The sequence below is a fragment of the Spirosoma pulveris genome, assembly GCF_054781875.1.
On the sequence record NZ_BAAGTO010000003.1, the window covers coordinates 56,064 to 73,045 of the forward strand.

The following is a 16,982-nucleotide window of genomic DNA, read 5'->3' on the forward strand; positions in this document are numbered from 1 at the left end:
ACATAAATCCCGGTCCTGACATTAGCCTACAATTGAACATTTTGCAGACTTTTGTCGTCTTAAACGGCTGTTAATGAAAAGACTCTCTACGCTATTTCTTCTGATCCCCCTTCATTCGTTTGCTCAGGATGCGACCATTTTCAAGCCCGATTCGGTCCGGCGGGTGATCGAAGCGGTACAAATTACGTCGTCCCTGAAGGTGGAGGGGCTGTTGAACGACGCTGAATGGCAGAAAACCAAACCGTCGCCCGGCTTTATTCAGATTGAGCCGTATCAGGGCAAAAGCCCCAATCATCAAACGGATGTACGGGTGCTCTATAACAAACAGTTTCTCTACTTCGGGATTTTCATGCGGGATTCGCTGGGTAAGAAAGCCATTCGGGCTACCGATTTCAAGCGCGATTTCAACTACATGCAGCACGATCTGGTCAACCTCTCCTTCGATGGGTTCAACGACCGGCGCAATGCCATGGCCTTTGCCACTAACCCCTATGGCGTGCAACGTGATTTTCTGTCCTTCGACGATATCTATTACGATTTCGACTGGGACGGCCTGTGGCGGGTGCGTACCACCCGCAGTGATTCGGGCTGGGTGGCCGAAATAGCTATTCCGTGGCAAACATTACGCTACCCAAAAACGACCGAAACGGTGCAGAACTGGGGGTTCAATATGTACCGAAACCGTCGCCTGACGAATGAAATCTCGGCGTTTTCGCCGTACCCACGCTCGTTTTCGTCGTTTCGGATGGATTACGCGGGTATTCTGGCCAATTTACAGCCGCCACCGCCCAAGCCCAACATTCGTATACAACCGTATGTCCTGACGTCCTACGATCGCTATACCGGCTTTGATGCGGCCGTAAAACCCGAAGAAACGAACGTTAAATTCGGGGGTGAACTCAAATGGGCCATTAACCCAAACACCGTGCTGGATCTTACTGCCAATACGGATTTTGCCCAGGCTGATGCCGATCGGCAGGTCAATAACGTCAGTCGGTTTTCGGTGTTTTTTCCTGAACGACGGCAGTTCTTTCTGGAAAATGCGTCCCTTTTTGGTGTAGGTATCAGCCGGAATCTCGATGAGTCGGGCGGCAACATGCGCATCCAGCCGTTCTTTAGCCGCCGGATTGGCCTGGATGATAGCGGAAACCCCATCCCGATCGATGTGGGGGGGCGGTTCGTATATCGCTCTCTGAAACGAAATATAGGGGCTATTCTGATGCGGCAGCGGGGCGTTGGCGATACGCCCGTCACCAACTTTTTTGTCGGGCGGTTTTCGGAGAATTTCGGTAAGCAGCACCATATCGGGGGCTTGCTGACGGTCAAAGATCGGCCCGACGGCTCGAATATTGTTGGTACGATAGACGGCTTTTTCCGACTGGGTGAATCCCATTCGCTCAATACGCTGGCGTCCTATTCGACTTCGGCTCGAACGGGTAAAAAGGGCTTTTCGGCTTATGCCCAGTATTTTTATGTGAGCAATCAGTTCAAGGTCTGGTGGACCCAGTCCATTGTTACCAAAGATTATGACCCGGAGTTAGGCTTTGTTTCGCGTAACGACGTCATTGCCACTACACCCGGCGTCTTCTGGTGGTATCGCGGCAAGCGGTTGCCGTTCAAAAAGTGGCTGCGGGCCTGGGAGCCGAGCGTTTTCCCGGAGTTCTACCACCAGGCGTCTACCGGCAAACTCATCGAGCGCACCTGGACCATTTACCCGATGTGGCTGAATCTGCAAAGCGGGGCCTATTTTGGCTACAGCATCACCCCCACCTATCAGCAGCTTACGGAGGTGTTCGAGCCGCTGGGGGTAAAAATTGAAACGGGTCAGTTCAACTACGTGCGTCACCAGATCTACGCCAGCACCGATCCTTCACGCATCCTGAATGTTCAGACTATCTACAACTGGGGAACGTACTTTGGCGGGAAACTGAACTCGGGCGACTGGACGGTGCAGTTTGCGCCCATTCCGCATTTCTCGCTGTCGGGGCGTTTCAACCGAAATCGGTTCGTCGAAGTGGGCGAGGAAAAAACCAACGCCACCGTCGATCTGTATTCCATCGAGGGGAGATTTGCGCTAAACCCACGGCTTCAGTTGATCGGCTTTTATCAGCGAAACTCCGAAAACCAGTCGCAGAATTACAATATCCGGCTTTCGTGGGAGTACCAGCCGCTGTCGTATGTTTACGTAGTTCTCAACCATCGCGGTTTCCAGAATCTACAGCAGCGAACCCAAACTGAAGACCACGCCATCGCCAAGATCAGCTACCTGAAACAGTTCTGATTTAGATAACTTACTGATAGGATTTGTTATATTTGATAAAAACTCGTTCGGTTATGGAATCAGTCGTTGAGCAACCCGTTGAATACGAAGACGAAAAAATGTCGAGTCTGAATCATTCCGAATTACAGAGCCGTTTAGCCTTCCTGTTTATGTTGGCTTACCGGCAACAATACAGCATTTTTACGGAGCTTGATCTTGAATTTGCTTCTGGTAAAACTCGCCCGGACTTATGCATCTTTCCTAAACGTCAGATGAATTGGCTGACTGACGAAATTATTGTTCATGATGTTCCACTAACGACTATCGAAATCTTGTCGCCGGAACAAAGTTTGAACAGCCTTATCGAACGAATTTATCAAAAGCATTTTCCGGCAGGGGTTAAAACCGTTTGGCTGATTGTGCCAAGCCTGCAAATTGTATCTATTTTACTCCCCAATCGTCAACAGCTTAACGTCACGGAAGGCGTTATTACTGACCCGGAAACCGGATTGCAACTCAATATGGCTGATATATTTGAAGGTTGATCAATTCATTTGCTAACAACGCATGCGTTGTCTCTACGTTATACGTCTGGTTATACGCTTTTCATTCTGCCCGCAACGATTTCACCGGGTTTGCCAAAGCTGCCTTCATACTCTGGAAACTAACCGTCAGCAGGGCAATGCTCACGGCCAGCGCACCGGCCAGCACGAACACCCACCAGGCGATGTCGGTTTTGTAAGCGAAATCCTGTAGCCATTTGGTCATGAGCCACCACGCCAGCGGACTGGCCATTCCAATGGCAACAAGCACCAGTTTCAAAAACTCGGCGGAGAGGAGGGCCACAATACTGGCAACGCTCGCGCCCAATACTTTTCGAATGCCGATTTCCTTGGTACGCTGCCCTACCGTGAAGGCAACGAGACCATACAGCCCAAGCCCGCAGATGACCATCGCCATCAACGCGAACACATTGACGAGTTGCGAAATTGACGTTTCGGTTTCGTAAAACTGCGCGAGCTGATCATTTAGGAATTCATAGTCAAATACATCGGTTGGATACAGCCGTTGCCAGATGCTCCGGATATGAGCCAGCGTTTGCGTGGGTGATGCCCCTGAAATCCGAATACCAGCCTGCTGATACATGGTCGGAAACGAGGCAATGAAACAGGGGCCAATGACTTCATGCAGCGACCGCTGGTGAAAATCCTTAACGACGCCCACAATGGGCAGCGGCACCGACGAGAGATAATATTGCATTCGTTTACCAAGAATGGCTTTTGGATCACGAAAGCCGAGTTTATGCAGCAGCGTTTCGTTGATAACGTACTCCCGAATCGAATCCCCTTCGACGATGTTTCGGCCTGCCACCAACTGTAAATTGTAGGTTTTCAGGTAATCGGCGTCGGCAAGCCGCTCGCGGATGGGAAAGTTGGCCCAGTCGGTCTGCGGGCCGAATTTAAAAGAGCCGCCGTTCATGACTTTGGCGGAGGGTGGTCGATACTGTAAGGTAACCGCCTTGATGTCCGGGTATTGGCTCAGTTCGCTTTTAAAGGCTTGGAACGATTTCTTTTCGGAAAGAGGGAGGTTGACAATCAGCACGTTATCCTGCTGGAAGCCCAGGTCGGTATGCCGGATAAATTGCATCTGCCGCATCACCACCAAAGCCCCAACCAGCAGCGCCTGGCAAACCACAAACTGAAGAATCACCAGCCCCTGCCGCACTGAGTACCCACCCACAAAGGCGGTGAGTTTGCCTTGCAGACTTGCCTTGGGGCTAAAACCCGATAAGACAAAAGCCGGGTAACCACCCGCCGATAACACGACAACAGCCATTAATAGACCGATAAACACGAGCATCGGTGCATCGGGCCTAAAGGCGAGTTGAACATGAACCCAGTTATTGAAAAGTGGTAAACTCAGCGATGCCAGCAGGACGGCAAACACCGTAGCCATGACCACGATCATACTGGTTTCGAGCAGAAACTGCCACGCCAGCTGAGCCCGTGAACTCCCCAGCGTTTTGCGAACGCCCACCTCTTTACTCCGGCGAAACGCCTGTGCCGTAGCCAGATTGACAAAATTGATACAGGCCGTCAGAATCAGAAACACGCCAATCAACCCCAGCGACCAGATCAACGACCGCCGGATAACACCCCCCGCCCGCTCTACATCGAAATGCACATCGGCCAGCGGCTGAATGTGAAAATGGAAGACATTTGCTACGTCGCCGAAGTGTTTTTTCGATAGCGCCGGGAAACTGGCTTCCAACTGTTGAGCTGTGGCCGTTGCGTTGTCTTTCAATGTACAATACAGCCGGTAATTGCTGTTCAATTGTCCCCATTCATGCACATTAAACTCCGGGTCGAGCTGGCGAATAGTGGGCATCGAGATAAACAGGCCGATGTGGGTGTCGGTCGGCTGCGTCGGATCGGCGATCAGACCCGTTACAGTCGCGTTGACTATATGATTGAGTTCGATAATCTGGCCTATGGGATTGCGATCGCCAAAATACCGTTTAGCCCATGACGCCGTCAAAACAAGGGTATTGGGTGCCTGAAGGGCAGTTTTTGGGTCGCCGGCCAGCCATTGGTAGTCGAATATCTGAAACAGTTCGCCCTCGGCAAGTGCCGTGCCATCGTGTTCCAGAAAAAGCCTGGGAGCCGCCTGGCCGGGCTGCTTGATGCGCACCGTCAAGGACCGGTTTACCGCCAGGAAAGCCGCCTGATCCACCTGCGAATAGTCGGTACGCAGGGTTTTCGCCATGGGCAGCGGAGCTTCGGGGTAGTGTTCAACAGACCCATCATCCAGGTGAAGGTCCAGCACAATCCGGTAAATACGGTCAAACTGGGCGTGGTGCCGGTCGGTGCTCAGGTGGTGCCGGATAAACAGGAAAATAAGCAGCCCCCCCGCCATGCCAATAGTCAGGCCAATGACGTTCAGCAGGGTATAGCTGCGTTGCGAACGGAGGTTGCGGAGGGCTATTTTGAGGTAGGACTGAAACATCACTTTTTTCGTTAGATTTGTTACAAACAAGAGTATATGTATTTCACTGCTACCACAGAACCATTCGTTGTGGCTGAAGATTGGGGCGTATGGGCACCTATTGATCATCAGCGCATAATCTCACTCCTGACGATAGGTTTAGGCGTTTTGTATCATCGTGAGAAAGCTATTTTACTAGAGCCATTGCCAGAAACCATGCTTGATGAAGGTAAGGCCAGTCCAGTGCCTGATGTATCATTACGGGACAATCCGGCTGCTCAAACCCCTGTTATTATTGAAGTCTGTCATACGAATGGATTAAAGGGCGATTTGCGTAAAGTAATTCAATTGATCGACGAAGATGATTATGGCATCCGGGAGGGCTTCCTTTATGATTACCGAACAACTAAATGGCTCCGGTATCGTTTCGGCGACGGTGGCTTGATCACAGAAACCTCCTTCTCCGACATCCTGCAACTGGACCTGAATCAGTTTTTGTAGAGTTTATCATACTTAATTATGTACGAAGTCAAACACGGCCTGTCAATGGTTCATGAGGATGAAATGGGTGTAAATGCGCCCATGGATCATCAGCGGGTTATCAGTAAACTGAATGTTGGCCTGGGTAAACTATTTTATTACGATAAAGCCATTTCACTGGAGCCGTTGCCTGAAACGATGCTCGACGAAGGCCGAACCAGCCCAACGCCCGACCTCATTCTATACGATAAAGACCATGACCATATACCGGTTATTATTGAAGTCTGCCATACACGTGGTTTAAAAGGCGACTTACAAAAAGTGGTTAGTTTGATTGAAGATTTTCCCTACGACATTCTTGAAGGCTTCGTTTATAACTACCGTACAGAACATTGGCTTCGTTACCGAAAAGGGGATAACGGAATAGCTACTGAAACCTCCTTTTCCGACATCCTGCAACTGGATTTGAATCAGTTTCTGTAGAGCCGCAATCCCTTGCGTCTCCTGTGCGACAGCAAAACCACCCCGTGTTCTTATTCCGATCGCAACGATTTCACCGGATTCGTCAGGGCCGCCCGTATCGTTTGCGTACTGACGATCAGCCCCGTCAATAAGGCCAAACAGCCTGCTACCAGTGCAAAAGGCCACCAGGCTAAATCGGTTCGGTAGGCAAAGCGGGTGAGCCAGTCGCTCAGCAGGTAATAGGCTAGGGGCCAGGCGATACCGTTGGCCACGACCAGAATCAGCACGAACTCCTTCATGAACAGATTGACAATACTGAATGTCGAAGAACCCAGCACTTTGCGGATACCAATCTCTTTGGTCCGCCGGGTCACGTTCAGCGATACCAGCCCCAGCACGCCTAAAAAGACGATGACCAGCGCCAGCGAAGTGGCCAGCCGCGATGCCTTCTGTAACTGGATTTCGGTCCTGTAGAGCTTCTGGAGGGTACTATCCATGAACGAATAGTCGAAGGGCGCATCGGGGAATAGTCGCGCCCACTCTTTGCCAATGGCGTCTACCGTTTCCGGTAAACCTCCGCCAGCCAGTTTGCCGGGCGCAACTTTAAGGGATAGATAGCGATAGATTGGGTCTTTCTGAACGGGAATGAATACCAGTGGCCGGATGGTTTCGCGGAGGGAGCCAAAGTGGAAATCGGTCAGGACACCCCCGATACGGAAGGTGCCGCCCCGAAACAGGACCTGCTTTCCAAGGGCTTTTGCCGGACTGTCCCATCCCAGCGCTTTCGTCGCCGATTCGTTTAGCACAACGGCCAGCGAGTCATAACCACCACCGTTAGCGTTGAAAAACTGACCTGCTTTCAGGCTCAAGCCATAGGTTTGCGCATACCACTGGTCGGTGGTGATTGAATTGGCCGTGATGGCCTGGGTGCTATCCTGTCCCTGTGCAACCATGTTAACACTTCCGCTACTGGCTCCATCCGGAATCTCGAACGAGAGACTTACCCCCTCCACGCCCGGAATGAGCGCCAGTTGATTTCGGATGCCTTCCATGCGTTGTACACCCGCTGGCGACCAATCGCGGGGAACGGATTTGATGGCCAGGATCTGGTCTTTCCGGTATCCTAGATTCTTGTTGAAAAAGAACGAGACCTGACGGTTGATAACGACGGCACCCACAAAAACCAGAATGGCCACCGTAAACTGAAAGACAATCAACGCCCGACGAAACCCTATGCCCTGCCGCATGGATGCGCCCAGCGTGCCGAACGTAGCCCGCCCTTTCAATGAATCGACAGACGGTAGGCCCGACAGCACGAACGCGGGATAGCTACCCGCCAGTAAACCGATCAACACCATCAAGCCCACCAGGGACAGGAACGCATACGGCGACCAATCGAGTAACGACGGTATGGGTTTCTCCAGCACCGTCGCGAACGTTGACCGGAAGAGTTCATAGCAACCAAGCGCCAGTAAGGTGGCACCAGCGGTCAACAACAGGGCTTCGACAAGAAACTGAGCGATCACCTGTTTTTTTAATCCACCCAGTACTTTCCGAACGCCGATTTCTCTAAGGCGCGTGGCAGACGTACCAATTGTGATGTTCACAAAATTGACCACCGCCATCAGTAGAATAAACAACGCAACAACGGTCAGGGTCAGGAGCATTTTCTCGATCAGGCCATTGTCTGCTTTCAGGTGATATGTACGTAGCGGACTGAGGTAAGGCTGTAAATTGGCCTGGATATCGAGGGGTGCGTGCGTCTTTAGCGTTTGAGCGAAGGGTTGGGCCAACTGTTCGGCGGAGGTGCCCGGTTGTAGTTCCAGATAAGTGACAATGCTCCGGTTGCCCCAGGCGGTCAGGCCCTGTGCGTCGGAGAAATAACCAAAGTTGCGGAGGGAGATAAACAACTGTTCCGGCTGGTCGAACACATGCGTGACACTATTGTCGGGCAGATCGGTTAACACGCCCGTAACGGTAAACACTTGCTTGCCCGCCCCTGGCGTCTGTATCGTTAGTTGCTGCCGAAGGGCATTGGTTTGCTTAAAATATTTTTTGGCTACCTGGGCCGTGATCACCACTGTATTCGGCTCGGTAAGCGCCGTCTTTGGATCACCGTACGCCAGTGGGAATCCAAACATCGACAGCAGCGTAGAATCGCCAACCTGTATCGGCTCACGAAAGTGGTTTTCACCGCTTGACACGATGGCATTCACGCCATAGGTTCGGTAGTAATTCGCCACCAGATTGGGGTACACTTGCCGGAGCGTTGGCCCCATCGGCGCCAGCGAACCAACTTCGGAACCCATGTCAGTTACCTTCCATTGGCTCTGTAACAGGTATTGGCTGTCGGCATGGCGGAGCGTCTTGTTTACGGCCAGCTCACCCTGAATGTAGCTGCCGATCAATAATAGAAACGTAATACCAACCGTCAACCCAAACAGGGTGACAAGCGCGTAGAATCGTCTGCGGGCCAGATTGCGTAGGGCGATTTTGAGGTAGTTCTGTAACATTGAGCAAACCGTTTATATATCTGAAATAACCACTTAGCGGGTAGCGCTAATCTCAGCGGTGAAGGTATTTAAGAATTTGGTTTGCCGGGCTTTCCGCTTGATTGGCAGGGCGTTAAAAAATGTTAAGCTTTTTTCGATGCGTACGATCCCCATTGTACACTCCTTCCGGTATCCCTTGCCAGACGTTCTACTGATATGTTGTCGCAGGTTCAATACGCTTACGCTGAGTGCTTAATTGGGCTCTGATTTAACCGGCAACGGGTCTGTTGAACAGTTATACTCGTCAGTAATTTAAGGTCAAGTAAGGCTATGTATGGACTTTGTATACAAAAGGTAAAAATAGTTGGCATATATAGAGAACAGGCACAAGTATACGGAGCGTAAAAGATGATATAATTATTTGTATCTATTTATTAATAAGCCTTTTAGCCCAGCATAAATAAGCACCTATAGTTTGTATATATAAAATAGATGCCATATATATGCACTTTAACCGTAAGATGTACTTATTGTATGAAATTAATCTATAGTAGTTTACAAGTAATTACCATAAAATTATTTTGGTTAACTAAAATTAGCCCGTGGTTCAAAAAAAGTGCTCTTGCCGGGCTGTCCTTGCTAACACTTGCCTGTCTGGTTTCAACCGGTCCTCCTGCGGCAGGGCAAACATGTAACTGTAACATCACGATCTCGAAAGCAGCCATGTACGACGGCAAGGCACTGGGCTACAAACCCGGCCAGACAATCTGCATCGCTGCCGGTAACTATCCCTACCTCTACTTCAAGAACATTGTTGGTACGGCCACCCAGCCCATTAAAATCATAAACTGTGGTGGGCCCGTTACGGTAGGCACCTCGACCGGCACAAATGGTATTCAGTTCTACGACAGCAAATTTGTCAAGCTGACCGGCTCGGGCGATAGCCGCTATAAATACGGTATAAGTCTTACTAAAACCCCCAGCGGAGCATCGGGCATTAATGTGACGGGCTTTAGCTCCGATTTCGAGATTGAGCGCGTGGAGGTCTCGGGCACTGGCTTCGCCGGTATCATGATCAAGATGGACCCCACCTGTAACCCGGCCACCTGGCGGGGCAACTTCGCCATGTACAACATCAAAGTCCATGATAACTATGTTCATGACACCTACGGCGAGGGCATGTACATCGGCAACTCTTTCTGGAACAGCGGCATCAGCAAAAGCTGCGACGGCGAGAGCAAAGTCGTTTATCCGCACAACATTTATGGTCTGGCCATTTACAACAACCTGGTAGAACGTACCGGTGCCGAAGGCATACAGTTTGCCTGTGCGCCGGACTACCGGGTGTATAACAATGTGATCAACTATGCCGGCATCTCGCCATTTCAGCAATATCAGAATAACGGTATTCAGGCTTCGGGCGGCTCTTCAGGGCGACTATACAACAACATTGTGCATAATGTGGGTGGCAATGGAATCATCTTCGTTGGTCACTCCGGAACCAATATGATCTACAATAATCTGGTTACGGATGTAGGAGGCTACGGGTTATTCTGCGACAACCGGGCCGGAACGCCCAGCGGTAATCCCATGATCGTTACCAACAATACCTTTATCAAGTCGGCTCAGGATGGGTTATGCTTCTATAACAAGCTGGATAAAACAACCGCAACCAACAATGCCGTTATTCAGGCAGGAACGGGTAAAGTAATTAAGCTCATAACCGGTTACCAGATAACACAGTCTGCTAATTATTACGGGTCTTCGGTAAGTACAGCGCTGACAACAAATGTTTTTGATGCAAGCTACCGGCCGCAGAAAGGCTCTCCGCTCGTCGATAAAGGGATTCTGAATACGTACTGTACGTTTACCACCGACCTTGCCGGTAACGGGCGCCCAAAAGGAACGGCTATCGATATTGGCGCTTATGAGTTTCAGCCGGTGGCTGGCGCGCGGGAAGGCGTTGAACTGGGAGGACTAACCGAAGGACTGGAAACGACGGTGCGGGAAATTTCATCATCCCCCTCGCCTTGTATTGACGAGATGGTCCTTCGGCTGACAAACCCGGATCTGACCATGTCGGAAGTGAGTATTTATTCCATTGACGGCCAGCGCGTCAACCACATAATACCGGCTGCACCCGCCAACGAAGTGCGTGTGGAAACAACGACGCTGCCGACGGGCCTGTATGTGTATCAGGTTATAACGCCCGATCTTAAGTTGCTGAAAGGCCGGTTCATTAAAAAGTAAGTTGCATTTGCCTTTCGCAGGAAGTGGCCGTACGGTTCGTGTTCAACAAATCCGTACGGCCACTTTTTTGAAAAACCGGTTCTGAATCAGGGTTCTCTTACGCTTTTGACAGGATAGCAAAGTCTTTGGGTGTGATGTGGTAAAGCTCCTTGAAACACTGACCGAAATACGAAGGCGTATCAAAGCCCACCATATAAGCCGTTTCCGATACACCGTGTCCGGCTCGCAGCAGGTCGACGGCTTTGCGTAAGCGGTACCGGCGAACCAGATCGTTGGTCGACAGCTGAGTAAGCGCCTGCACTTTGCGAAGCAACGTTTTACTACTCAGCGCCATGCATTCGGCCAGTCGCTCAACGCCGAACGACGAGTCGTCGAGATGCTCATCCAATACGGTAAACAACGTTCTTAACCAACCATCCTGAACGGTTTCTATGGGCTGGGGAAGTTCCGGTCGGGCCAGCTGCTGCTGGTAAAGTGTCCGTAACCGCTGCTGACGAGCCAGCAGGTTTCGGAGTCGCAGCACCAGTTCCTCAATGACAAAAGGTTTGGTCAGGTAGTCGTCGGCACCCTGTTGCAGGCCCGTAAGCCGGCTGTCGCCGGTTGCCTTGGCGGTGAGTAAAATAACCGCAATATGATCTGTAGCCGGTGTGGCTTTGATGCGGTGCGTTAAAGCGTACCCGTCCATACCTGGCATCATGATATCGGAAATAACAACGTCGGGTAGTTCGGTTTGGATGATTGACCAGCCCTGCTCTCCCGAAGCGGCCGTAAGTACCCGGTACTGATGGGCCAGTTCTTCGGCCAAAAAAGTACGTAGTTCATCGTTATCTTCAACAACCACAACGAGTGGCGCATCGTTGGGAGGAACCGCAGCTGCCAGTTCAATAGCTGACTCGGTTATCCGTAACGGAAACCAGTCCTGTAGCGGAAAACTGTCGTCGACCACGCCCTCGTCGGTCAATAAAGGGCTAATCGGCAAGTCCACAACGAAGGTGCTGCCGGATGGTGTTGTTGCCGTACCTGTATGGCTGCTGACCGATACGGTGCCACCCATCAGTTCGGTTAGTTCCTTAACCATCGACAAGCCGATACCCGTGCCGGGTTCCAGCGGCCGCGCCAGCGAGTCGACCTGATAAAAACGATCAAAAATGTGAGGTAAATGAGTCGGGGCAATCCCGATGCCTGTATCTGAAACCAACAACCGAACGGGTGAGCCGTTCATCAATTGCACGGTAATCTGCCCGGAGCCAGCTTTCTGTGCGGTAAATCCGGTTGTGAACTTAATGGCGTTTGCCAGTAGATTGTACCCGATCTGACCAAGTTTTTCCGAATCGAATAACCACATTCCCGATACATCGGTATGGTACGTAAGTGTAATTCCACGTTGCTCAGCCACAGGAATAAAAGCCTGCACCAGTTGCTCAACAAACTCACTCAGGTAGCCCGGCTGTGCGTTTACCTGGAGATGGCCCACCTCCAGTTTGGCCAGATCGAGAAGCTGGTTGATGAGCCGGAGTAACTGGCGTGCGTTTCGGTCAATGGCCACCAGGTCCCGCTGTGTACTCTGGTGGTCGCTTCCCTGGCGCAGCAACCGCTCAACAGGGGCCAGAATAAGGGTTAACGGCGTGCGGAATTCGTGGGTTATGTTGTCGAAGAAGTGGGTTTTTAAATCGGCAATTAGTTTCGTTCTGGCCGATTCCCGCAGCTGGCGAACGTGACGGGCGGTTTTTTCGACGGTTAACTCCAGATCTTTGAAGTTGATGGGCTTACAGACGAAGTCAAACGCCCCCCGATTCATGGCCGTCCGGATGTTGTCCATATCGCCATAAGCCGATACCATCACCGCCCGCCCGTTAGGTAACAGATCGGGTAGATAGCCGAGCAGGGTAAGCCCGTCCATGTCACGCATGTTGATGTCGACCAGCAATACGTCGTAGTCCGGTTCGGCTTCGATCAGGGAGAGTGCTTCATAGCCTCCTCTGGCGAACCGGAAATCGTAAATACCCTCTCGGATGGTAAGCCAAAACCGCTGCAGAAGCAGCGGTTCAATATCGGGTTCATCATCAATGACCAGGATCTTGGTGCTCATGCGCCGTCAGGTCTTTGAGTTTATTTTTTAGCAGCTTGAAATCCAGTGGCTTGGTCAGGAAATCATCTGCACCGGCACGCATGGCCTGCTGGTAGTTTTCTGTATCACCATAGGCCGTCACCATCATGATGGCTGGTGGCTGTTTAGGGTACTTTTGCCGGATTCGGCGCAGTAACTCAAGTCCATCCATACCCGGCATGTTTATATCTGACAAAATCAGCCCAACTTCCGAGTTCGCTAACCCCCCCAGTGCTTCTTCGCCCGAATGGGCAAAACTAAGATCTACCTGATGGCTTAAAATCTCACGGGCAAACCGTTGTTCATACAAAGGCTTAATGTCCAGCTCGTCATCGACAACTAAAATTTTCAGCATGAGTTGATGTTTAGTGTAAGAGGATTTTAGTCTGTTGGATACTGCCAGCTGCCTGGTTGTCTGGTAGGTAACTAAATATAGACATCATATAGCCCTTATGCAATAAGCTCCAGGAACAGGGTTTGCCTTGTTATAAAGCATTATTTATAGCCTGAACGCCTGTAGGGCGGTAAAGGTGCAGAAGAAGTTGAGCGTCGGTTTCGGACAAGGCATTTTTAATAAAACCCTATCTCGTTTTGTGTGGGTAGCCGAACGAACTCCGGTAAATCAACTAAATAAAAATTAACCGATAGTTAACCAATCGTTGCCTGAAGGTCAGTTTTGTTTATACAAGTGTTTAATAACTGCGTAATATGAGTGTTTTTGATCAAAGTTCAAAGTATATTAATTTTCAGGCACAGGCACTATCGTATCTTGTTTTGAGTGGTCTTCGGTTTGTGGGAACCTATTTTATAATGGCGGATCACTGACTATTCGTACAGCTGGCCGGGAGGAAGATTGGCCGCTCTGGAAACCTGTGTATAAGGAATCGAAATTGTGTTGACGTATCGGGAAGAGGATTGTATTTGAACCAGACCAATGGACTCTGGCCAAATCGGTTAGCACTGGTATGGGGAGACCTGCAATGCAAAAGGCGACCGTTTGGGGCCGCCACAACTTACCGCTTTTTGCTATTTTTCCCTTGCCCGCATCCGTTGGGGCATGAATGACTTCGTACCGTAGGTTCCGGCCTCTATCACATCGGCGATTTTTTGGCGAAAGGAATGATGAGGTGCTTGTAGACCATGTGCTGTGTTGGCGACCCATCAGTAAACGGATCGATGTATGGCAGGAGCGTATCGGAATTGGCGGTGCTGTTGGCGGGACGGTCGGACAAAGCCCATTGAGATGCATCACCAGCCAGTTCAAACGATGGTGTGTTCGGAATGACGCCGGGCCTGTTAATCGTCAGGTTTCTGTCTTCGAGAGTGCCGTTATGACAGGGTATGCAGCTGGAGCCGGCCGACCTGTAGCCGATGGGCCATTCAGCCAGCCCTACCGGATGCTCATACCCTTCTTCGAACATAGATTCCGTTGAGCGATCGCCTGCCTCGCCGTTGCCGGGCAGGTTGTCTACGAAAAAAGCAGGTAGTACGTTGAAAATATGGATCAGCCCGTCGGGAGCGACGACCAGAGCAGGAATCGCGAAACCCAGATGCAGGACAAGACCCAGCCAGGCTATACGGCAATATCCAATGAGTAGCGTGTTCATGACAAGTTTATGGGCAGGGTTAAGATCTCTTGATTCAGTTGCTCCAGCCCACTACAGTGTAGTGGGCTTTCGTCGCATCACGGGAGTTGGATAAAGGGTCGTTGTCTCTTGAATTGAGCCGTACCTGAGCTGGGGCTCAACCCAGGTACGGCGATTAAAAAGAGGTAGAAGGGTGTGGTTAAGGTTTAATTTTTAATGGTGTGAATTCAATAGGGTGTGGTAAGAAGCCGTCAGGTATTCATTCGGGCTGCGTCTTATTGACGGTAACAAAGTTGGGGCTTATCGTCTGCACGGGCGCTCAGATTTCGGACAAACACACTCAGATTTCGGACATAGGCCGGGATCGCTTTGTATTCACACCGTTCTCCCGGAAAACCGGATGATTGCGCATAAAAAAACCGGCCGATCGATAAGCGCATCGATCGGCGGGAATTTGTTCGGTACAGGTTCGGCTTAGCCTGACGGCAAACCGCTTGCATTTATTTAATTTGGGATCATTCCATGCGGATCGATGACAAATTTCTTGGCGGCTCCTTTATCAAAATCCTGGTAGCCTTTTGGAGCTTTGTCGAGACTGATCACTTCCACATTGACGGCTTTGGCAATCTGTATTTTGTCGTATAGAATGGCGTTCATCAACTGCCGGTGGTATTTCATAACCGGGCACTGGCCGGTGTAAAACGAGTGCGACTTTGCCCAGCCCAGCCCGATACGGATGTTCAGGTTTCCTTCTTTGGCGGCTTCTGTCGATGCACCTGGATCGCCCGTTACGTAAAGGCCGGGAATACCAATGGCCCCGCCCGCGCGGGTAATGGTCATGGCCGCATTCAGTACGGTGGCTGGTTGCTCGGTAGCGGCATCGGCGCCGTGGCCGCGGGCTTCGAAGCCCACGCAGTCGACGGCCGAATCTACTTCGGGAACGCCAATGATGTCGGCGATCTGATCGGCCAGGGAGGCTTCGTTGCGTAGGTCGATCGTTTCACAACCGAAGCTTCGTGCCTGCTCCAGGCGCTCGGGAATCATATCGCCAACAATAACGACGGCGGCTCCGAGCAAATGGCAGGAGGCCGCACAGGCCAGCCCAACGGGGCCTGCTCCGGCAACATACACAATGGACCCCGGCCCCACGCCAGCCATAACGGCCCCGTGGTAGCCCGTCGGAAAAATGTCGGAGAGGAGCGTCAGGTCACGGATTTTGGCCATAGCCTGGTCTTTATCCGGAAACTTCAGCAGGTTAAAATCGGCGTAGGGTACCATCACGTATTCGGCCTGTCCGCCAACCCAGCCGCCCATATCGACATAGCCATAGGCCGCACCGGGTCGGGCCGGATTAACATTCAGGCAGATACCCGTTTGCCCTACTTTGCAGTTGCGGCAACGTCCACAGGCGATATTGAACGGCACAGATACCAGATCCCCCTCTTTAATAAATTCGACATCGCGACCGGCCTCAATGACCAGCCCCGTTATCTCATGGCCCAGCACCAATCCGGCAGGTGCCGTTGTCCGACCCCGAACCATGTGTTGATCGCTGCCGCAGATGTTGGTCGAAACGATTTGCAGAATTACGCCGTGGTGGCATTTCCGGTCGCCCAGGGCCAGCTTCGGGTACTCAATAGATTGTACTTCAACCACACCGGGTTTTATGTACGCGACACCATGATTTTGACACATAGATTTAGGGGTTAAGGGTTAGACGACAGGAGTCAGTAAGTGGCTGACGCGGGACTATTACGAACACGTCAGCCACTTACTGACTTACTACTGGCTGCATCAATCAAGCGCATCAACGCCTGCCTGGGCAACGATGTGGTCATTCTCGACGGTGCTTCCGGAGACGCCGATGGCACCAATGATCGCCCCTTCCGCATTTTTGATCGGTATGCCGCCGGGAAAGGTAATAAGCCCGCCATTGGAGTGCTCTATGTTATAGAGTGAACCGCCCGGCTGCGACAGTTTACCGATTTCGCCCGTTGGCATATCGAAGTACCGGGCGGTTCTGGCTTTCTTCTGCGAAATGTCAATCGACCCTAACCAGGCGCCGTCCATATGGGCAAATGCAATAAGGTTCGCTCCTGCATCGACAATGGCAATGTTCATCAGGGTTCCTAGTTCGGTCGCTTTGGCTTTGGCCGCCTGTACTGATGTTTCAGCTTGTGCTAACGTAATGCTCATGATCTGGTTTTAAATAACGTTGGATAGATCGGGTAGTATACCCTGATCCTGAGCAAAACTAGGGAATAAGTAGGAGATGTACCAGCACAATAATATCAATAAATAATATAATTATTTTGAGGGTATGGAATTAATTATATCTCACTTAACTGTGCGGTAAGAAT

At 51.1% G+C, this 16,982-nt stretch carries 12 protein-coding genes; 5 read left to right on the forward strand and 7 right to left on the reverse strand.

What is annotated here, in order from left to right:
• The first annotated feature begins 73 nt into the window (after nucleotides 1–73).
• Both ACYVJM_RS13100 and ACYVJM_RS13105 read left to right on the forward strand, forming a co-directional pair.
• A complete protein-coding gene (locus ACYVJM_RS13100; RefSeq protein ID WP_461148695.1) occupies nucleotides 74–2,281 on the forward strand; it encodes a carbohydrate binding family 9 domain-containing protein in 2,208 nt (735 codons plus the stop codon).
• A 53-nt stretch (nucleotides 2,282–2,334) separates the two neighbouring features.
• Nucleotides 2,335–2,805: a Uma2 family endonuclease gene (locus ACYVJM_RS13105; RefSeq protein WP_461148696.1), complete on the forward strand. Its 471-nt coding sequence runs from the start codon at nucleotides 2,335–2,337 to the stop codon at nucleotides 2,803–2,805.
• Nucleotides 2,806–2,866: 61 nt separating this feature from the next.
• Here ACYVJM_RS13105 and ACYVJM_RS13110 read toward each other — a convergent pair whose 3' ends face one another.
• Entirely contained in the window at nucleotides 2,867–5,266 is a 2,400-nt protein-coding gene (locus ACYVJM_RS13110) for an FtsX-like permease family protein (RefSeq protein WP_461148697.1), read from the reverse strand.
• A gap of 36 nt (nucleotides 5,267–5,302) precedes the next feature.
• Here ACYVJM_RS13110 and ACYVJM_RS13115 point away from each other — a divergent pair, with 36 nt between their 5' ends.
• Complete coding sequence (locus ACYVJM_RS13115; RefSeq protein WP_461148698.1) at nucleotides 5,303–5,746, forward strand: hypothetical protein; 444 nt, start codon at nucleotides 5,303–5,305, stop codon at nucleotides 5,744–5,746.
• A gap of 18 nt (nucleotides 5,747–5,764) precedes the next feature.
• A complete protein-coding gene (locus ACYVJM_RS13120) occupies nucleotides 5,765–6,208 on the forward strand; it encodes a hypothetical protein (protein ID WP_461148699.1) in 444 nt (147 codons plus the stop codon).
• 50 nt (nucleotides 6,209–6,258) lie between these two features.
• On the opposite strand, the gene ACYVJM_RS13125 is transcribed toward ACYVJM_RS13120, so the two are convergent.
• A complete protein-coding gene (locus ACYVJM_RS13125; RefSeq protein WP_461148700.1) occupies nucleotides 6,259–8,700 on the reverse strand; it encodes an ABC transporter permease in 2,442 nt (813 codons plus the stop codon).
• A gap of 702 nt (nucleotides 8,701–9,402) precedes the next feature.
• On the opposite strand from ACYVJM_RS13125, the gene ACYVJM_RS13130 reads away from it, so the two are divergent.
• Nucleotides 9,403–10,929 carry a right-handed parallel beta-helix repeat-containing protein gene (locus ACYVJM_RS13130; protein WP_461148701.1) on the forward strand — a complete coding sequence of 509 codons (1,527 nt, stop codon included), beginning with the start codon at nucleotides 9,403–9,405 and terminating at the stop codon, nucleotides 10,927–10,929.
• A gap of 97 nt (nucleotides 10,930–11,026) precedes the next feature.
• Here ACYVJM_RS13130 and ACYVJM_RS13135 read toward each other — a convergent pair whose 3' ends face one another.
• From ACYVJM_RS13135 to ACYVJM_RS13155, 5 genes are all read right to left on the reverse strand, one after another.
• A complete protein-coding gene (locus ACYVJM_RS13135) occupies nucleotides 11,027–13,018 on the reverse strand; it encodes a hybrid sensor histidine kinase/response regulator transcription factor (protein WP_461148702.1) in 1,992 nt (663 codons plus the stop codon).
• Complete coding sequence (locus ACYVJM_RS13140) at nucleotides 12,993–13,391, reverse strand: response regulator (protein WP_461148703.1); 399 nt, start codon at nucleotides 13,389–13,391, stop codon at nucleotides 12,993–12,995. The genes ACYVJM_RS13135 and ACYVJM_RS13140 overlap by 26 nt, the downstream gene beginning before the upstream one ends.
• 736 nt (nucleotides 13,392–14,127) lie before the next feature.
• The gene (locus tag ACYVJM_RS13145) at nucleotides 14,128–14,643 is read right to left on the reverse strand and encodes a hypothetical protein (protein WP_461148704.1); all 516 of its coding nucleotides are present in this window, start codon (nucleotides 14,641–14,643) and stop codon (nucleotides 14,128–14,130) included.
• 483 nt (nucleotides 14,644–15,126) lie between these two features.
• Nucleotides 15,127–16,317, reverse strand: a complete 1,191-nt coding sequence (gene fdhA / locus ACYVJM_RS13150; protein WP_461148705.1) for a formaldehyde dehydrogenase, glutathione-independent — start codon at nucleotides 16,315–16,317, stop codon at nucleotides 15,127–15,129.
• Between the two features lie 99 nt (nucleotides 16,318–16,416).
• The gene (locus ACYVJM_RS13155; RefSeq protein ID WP_461148706.1) at nucleotides 16,417–16,818 is read right to left on the reverse strand and encodes a GlcG/HbpS family heme-binding protein; all 402 of its coding nucleotides are present in this window, start codon (nucleotides 16,816–16,818) and stop codon (nucleotides 16,417–16,419) included.
• Nucleotides 16,819–16,982: the final 164 nt, after the last annotated feature.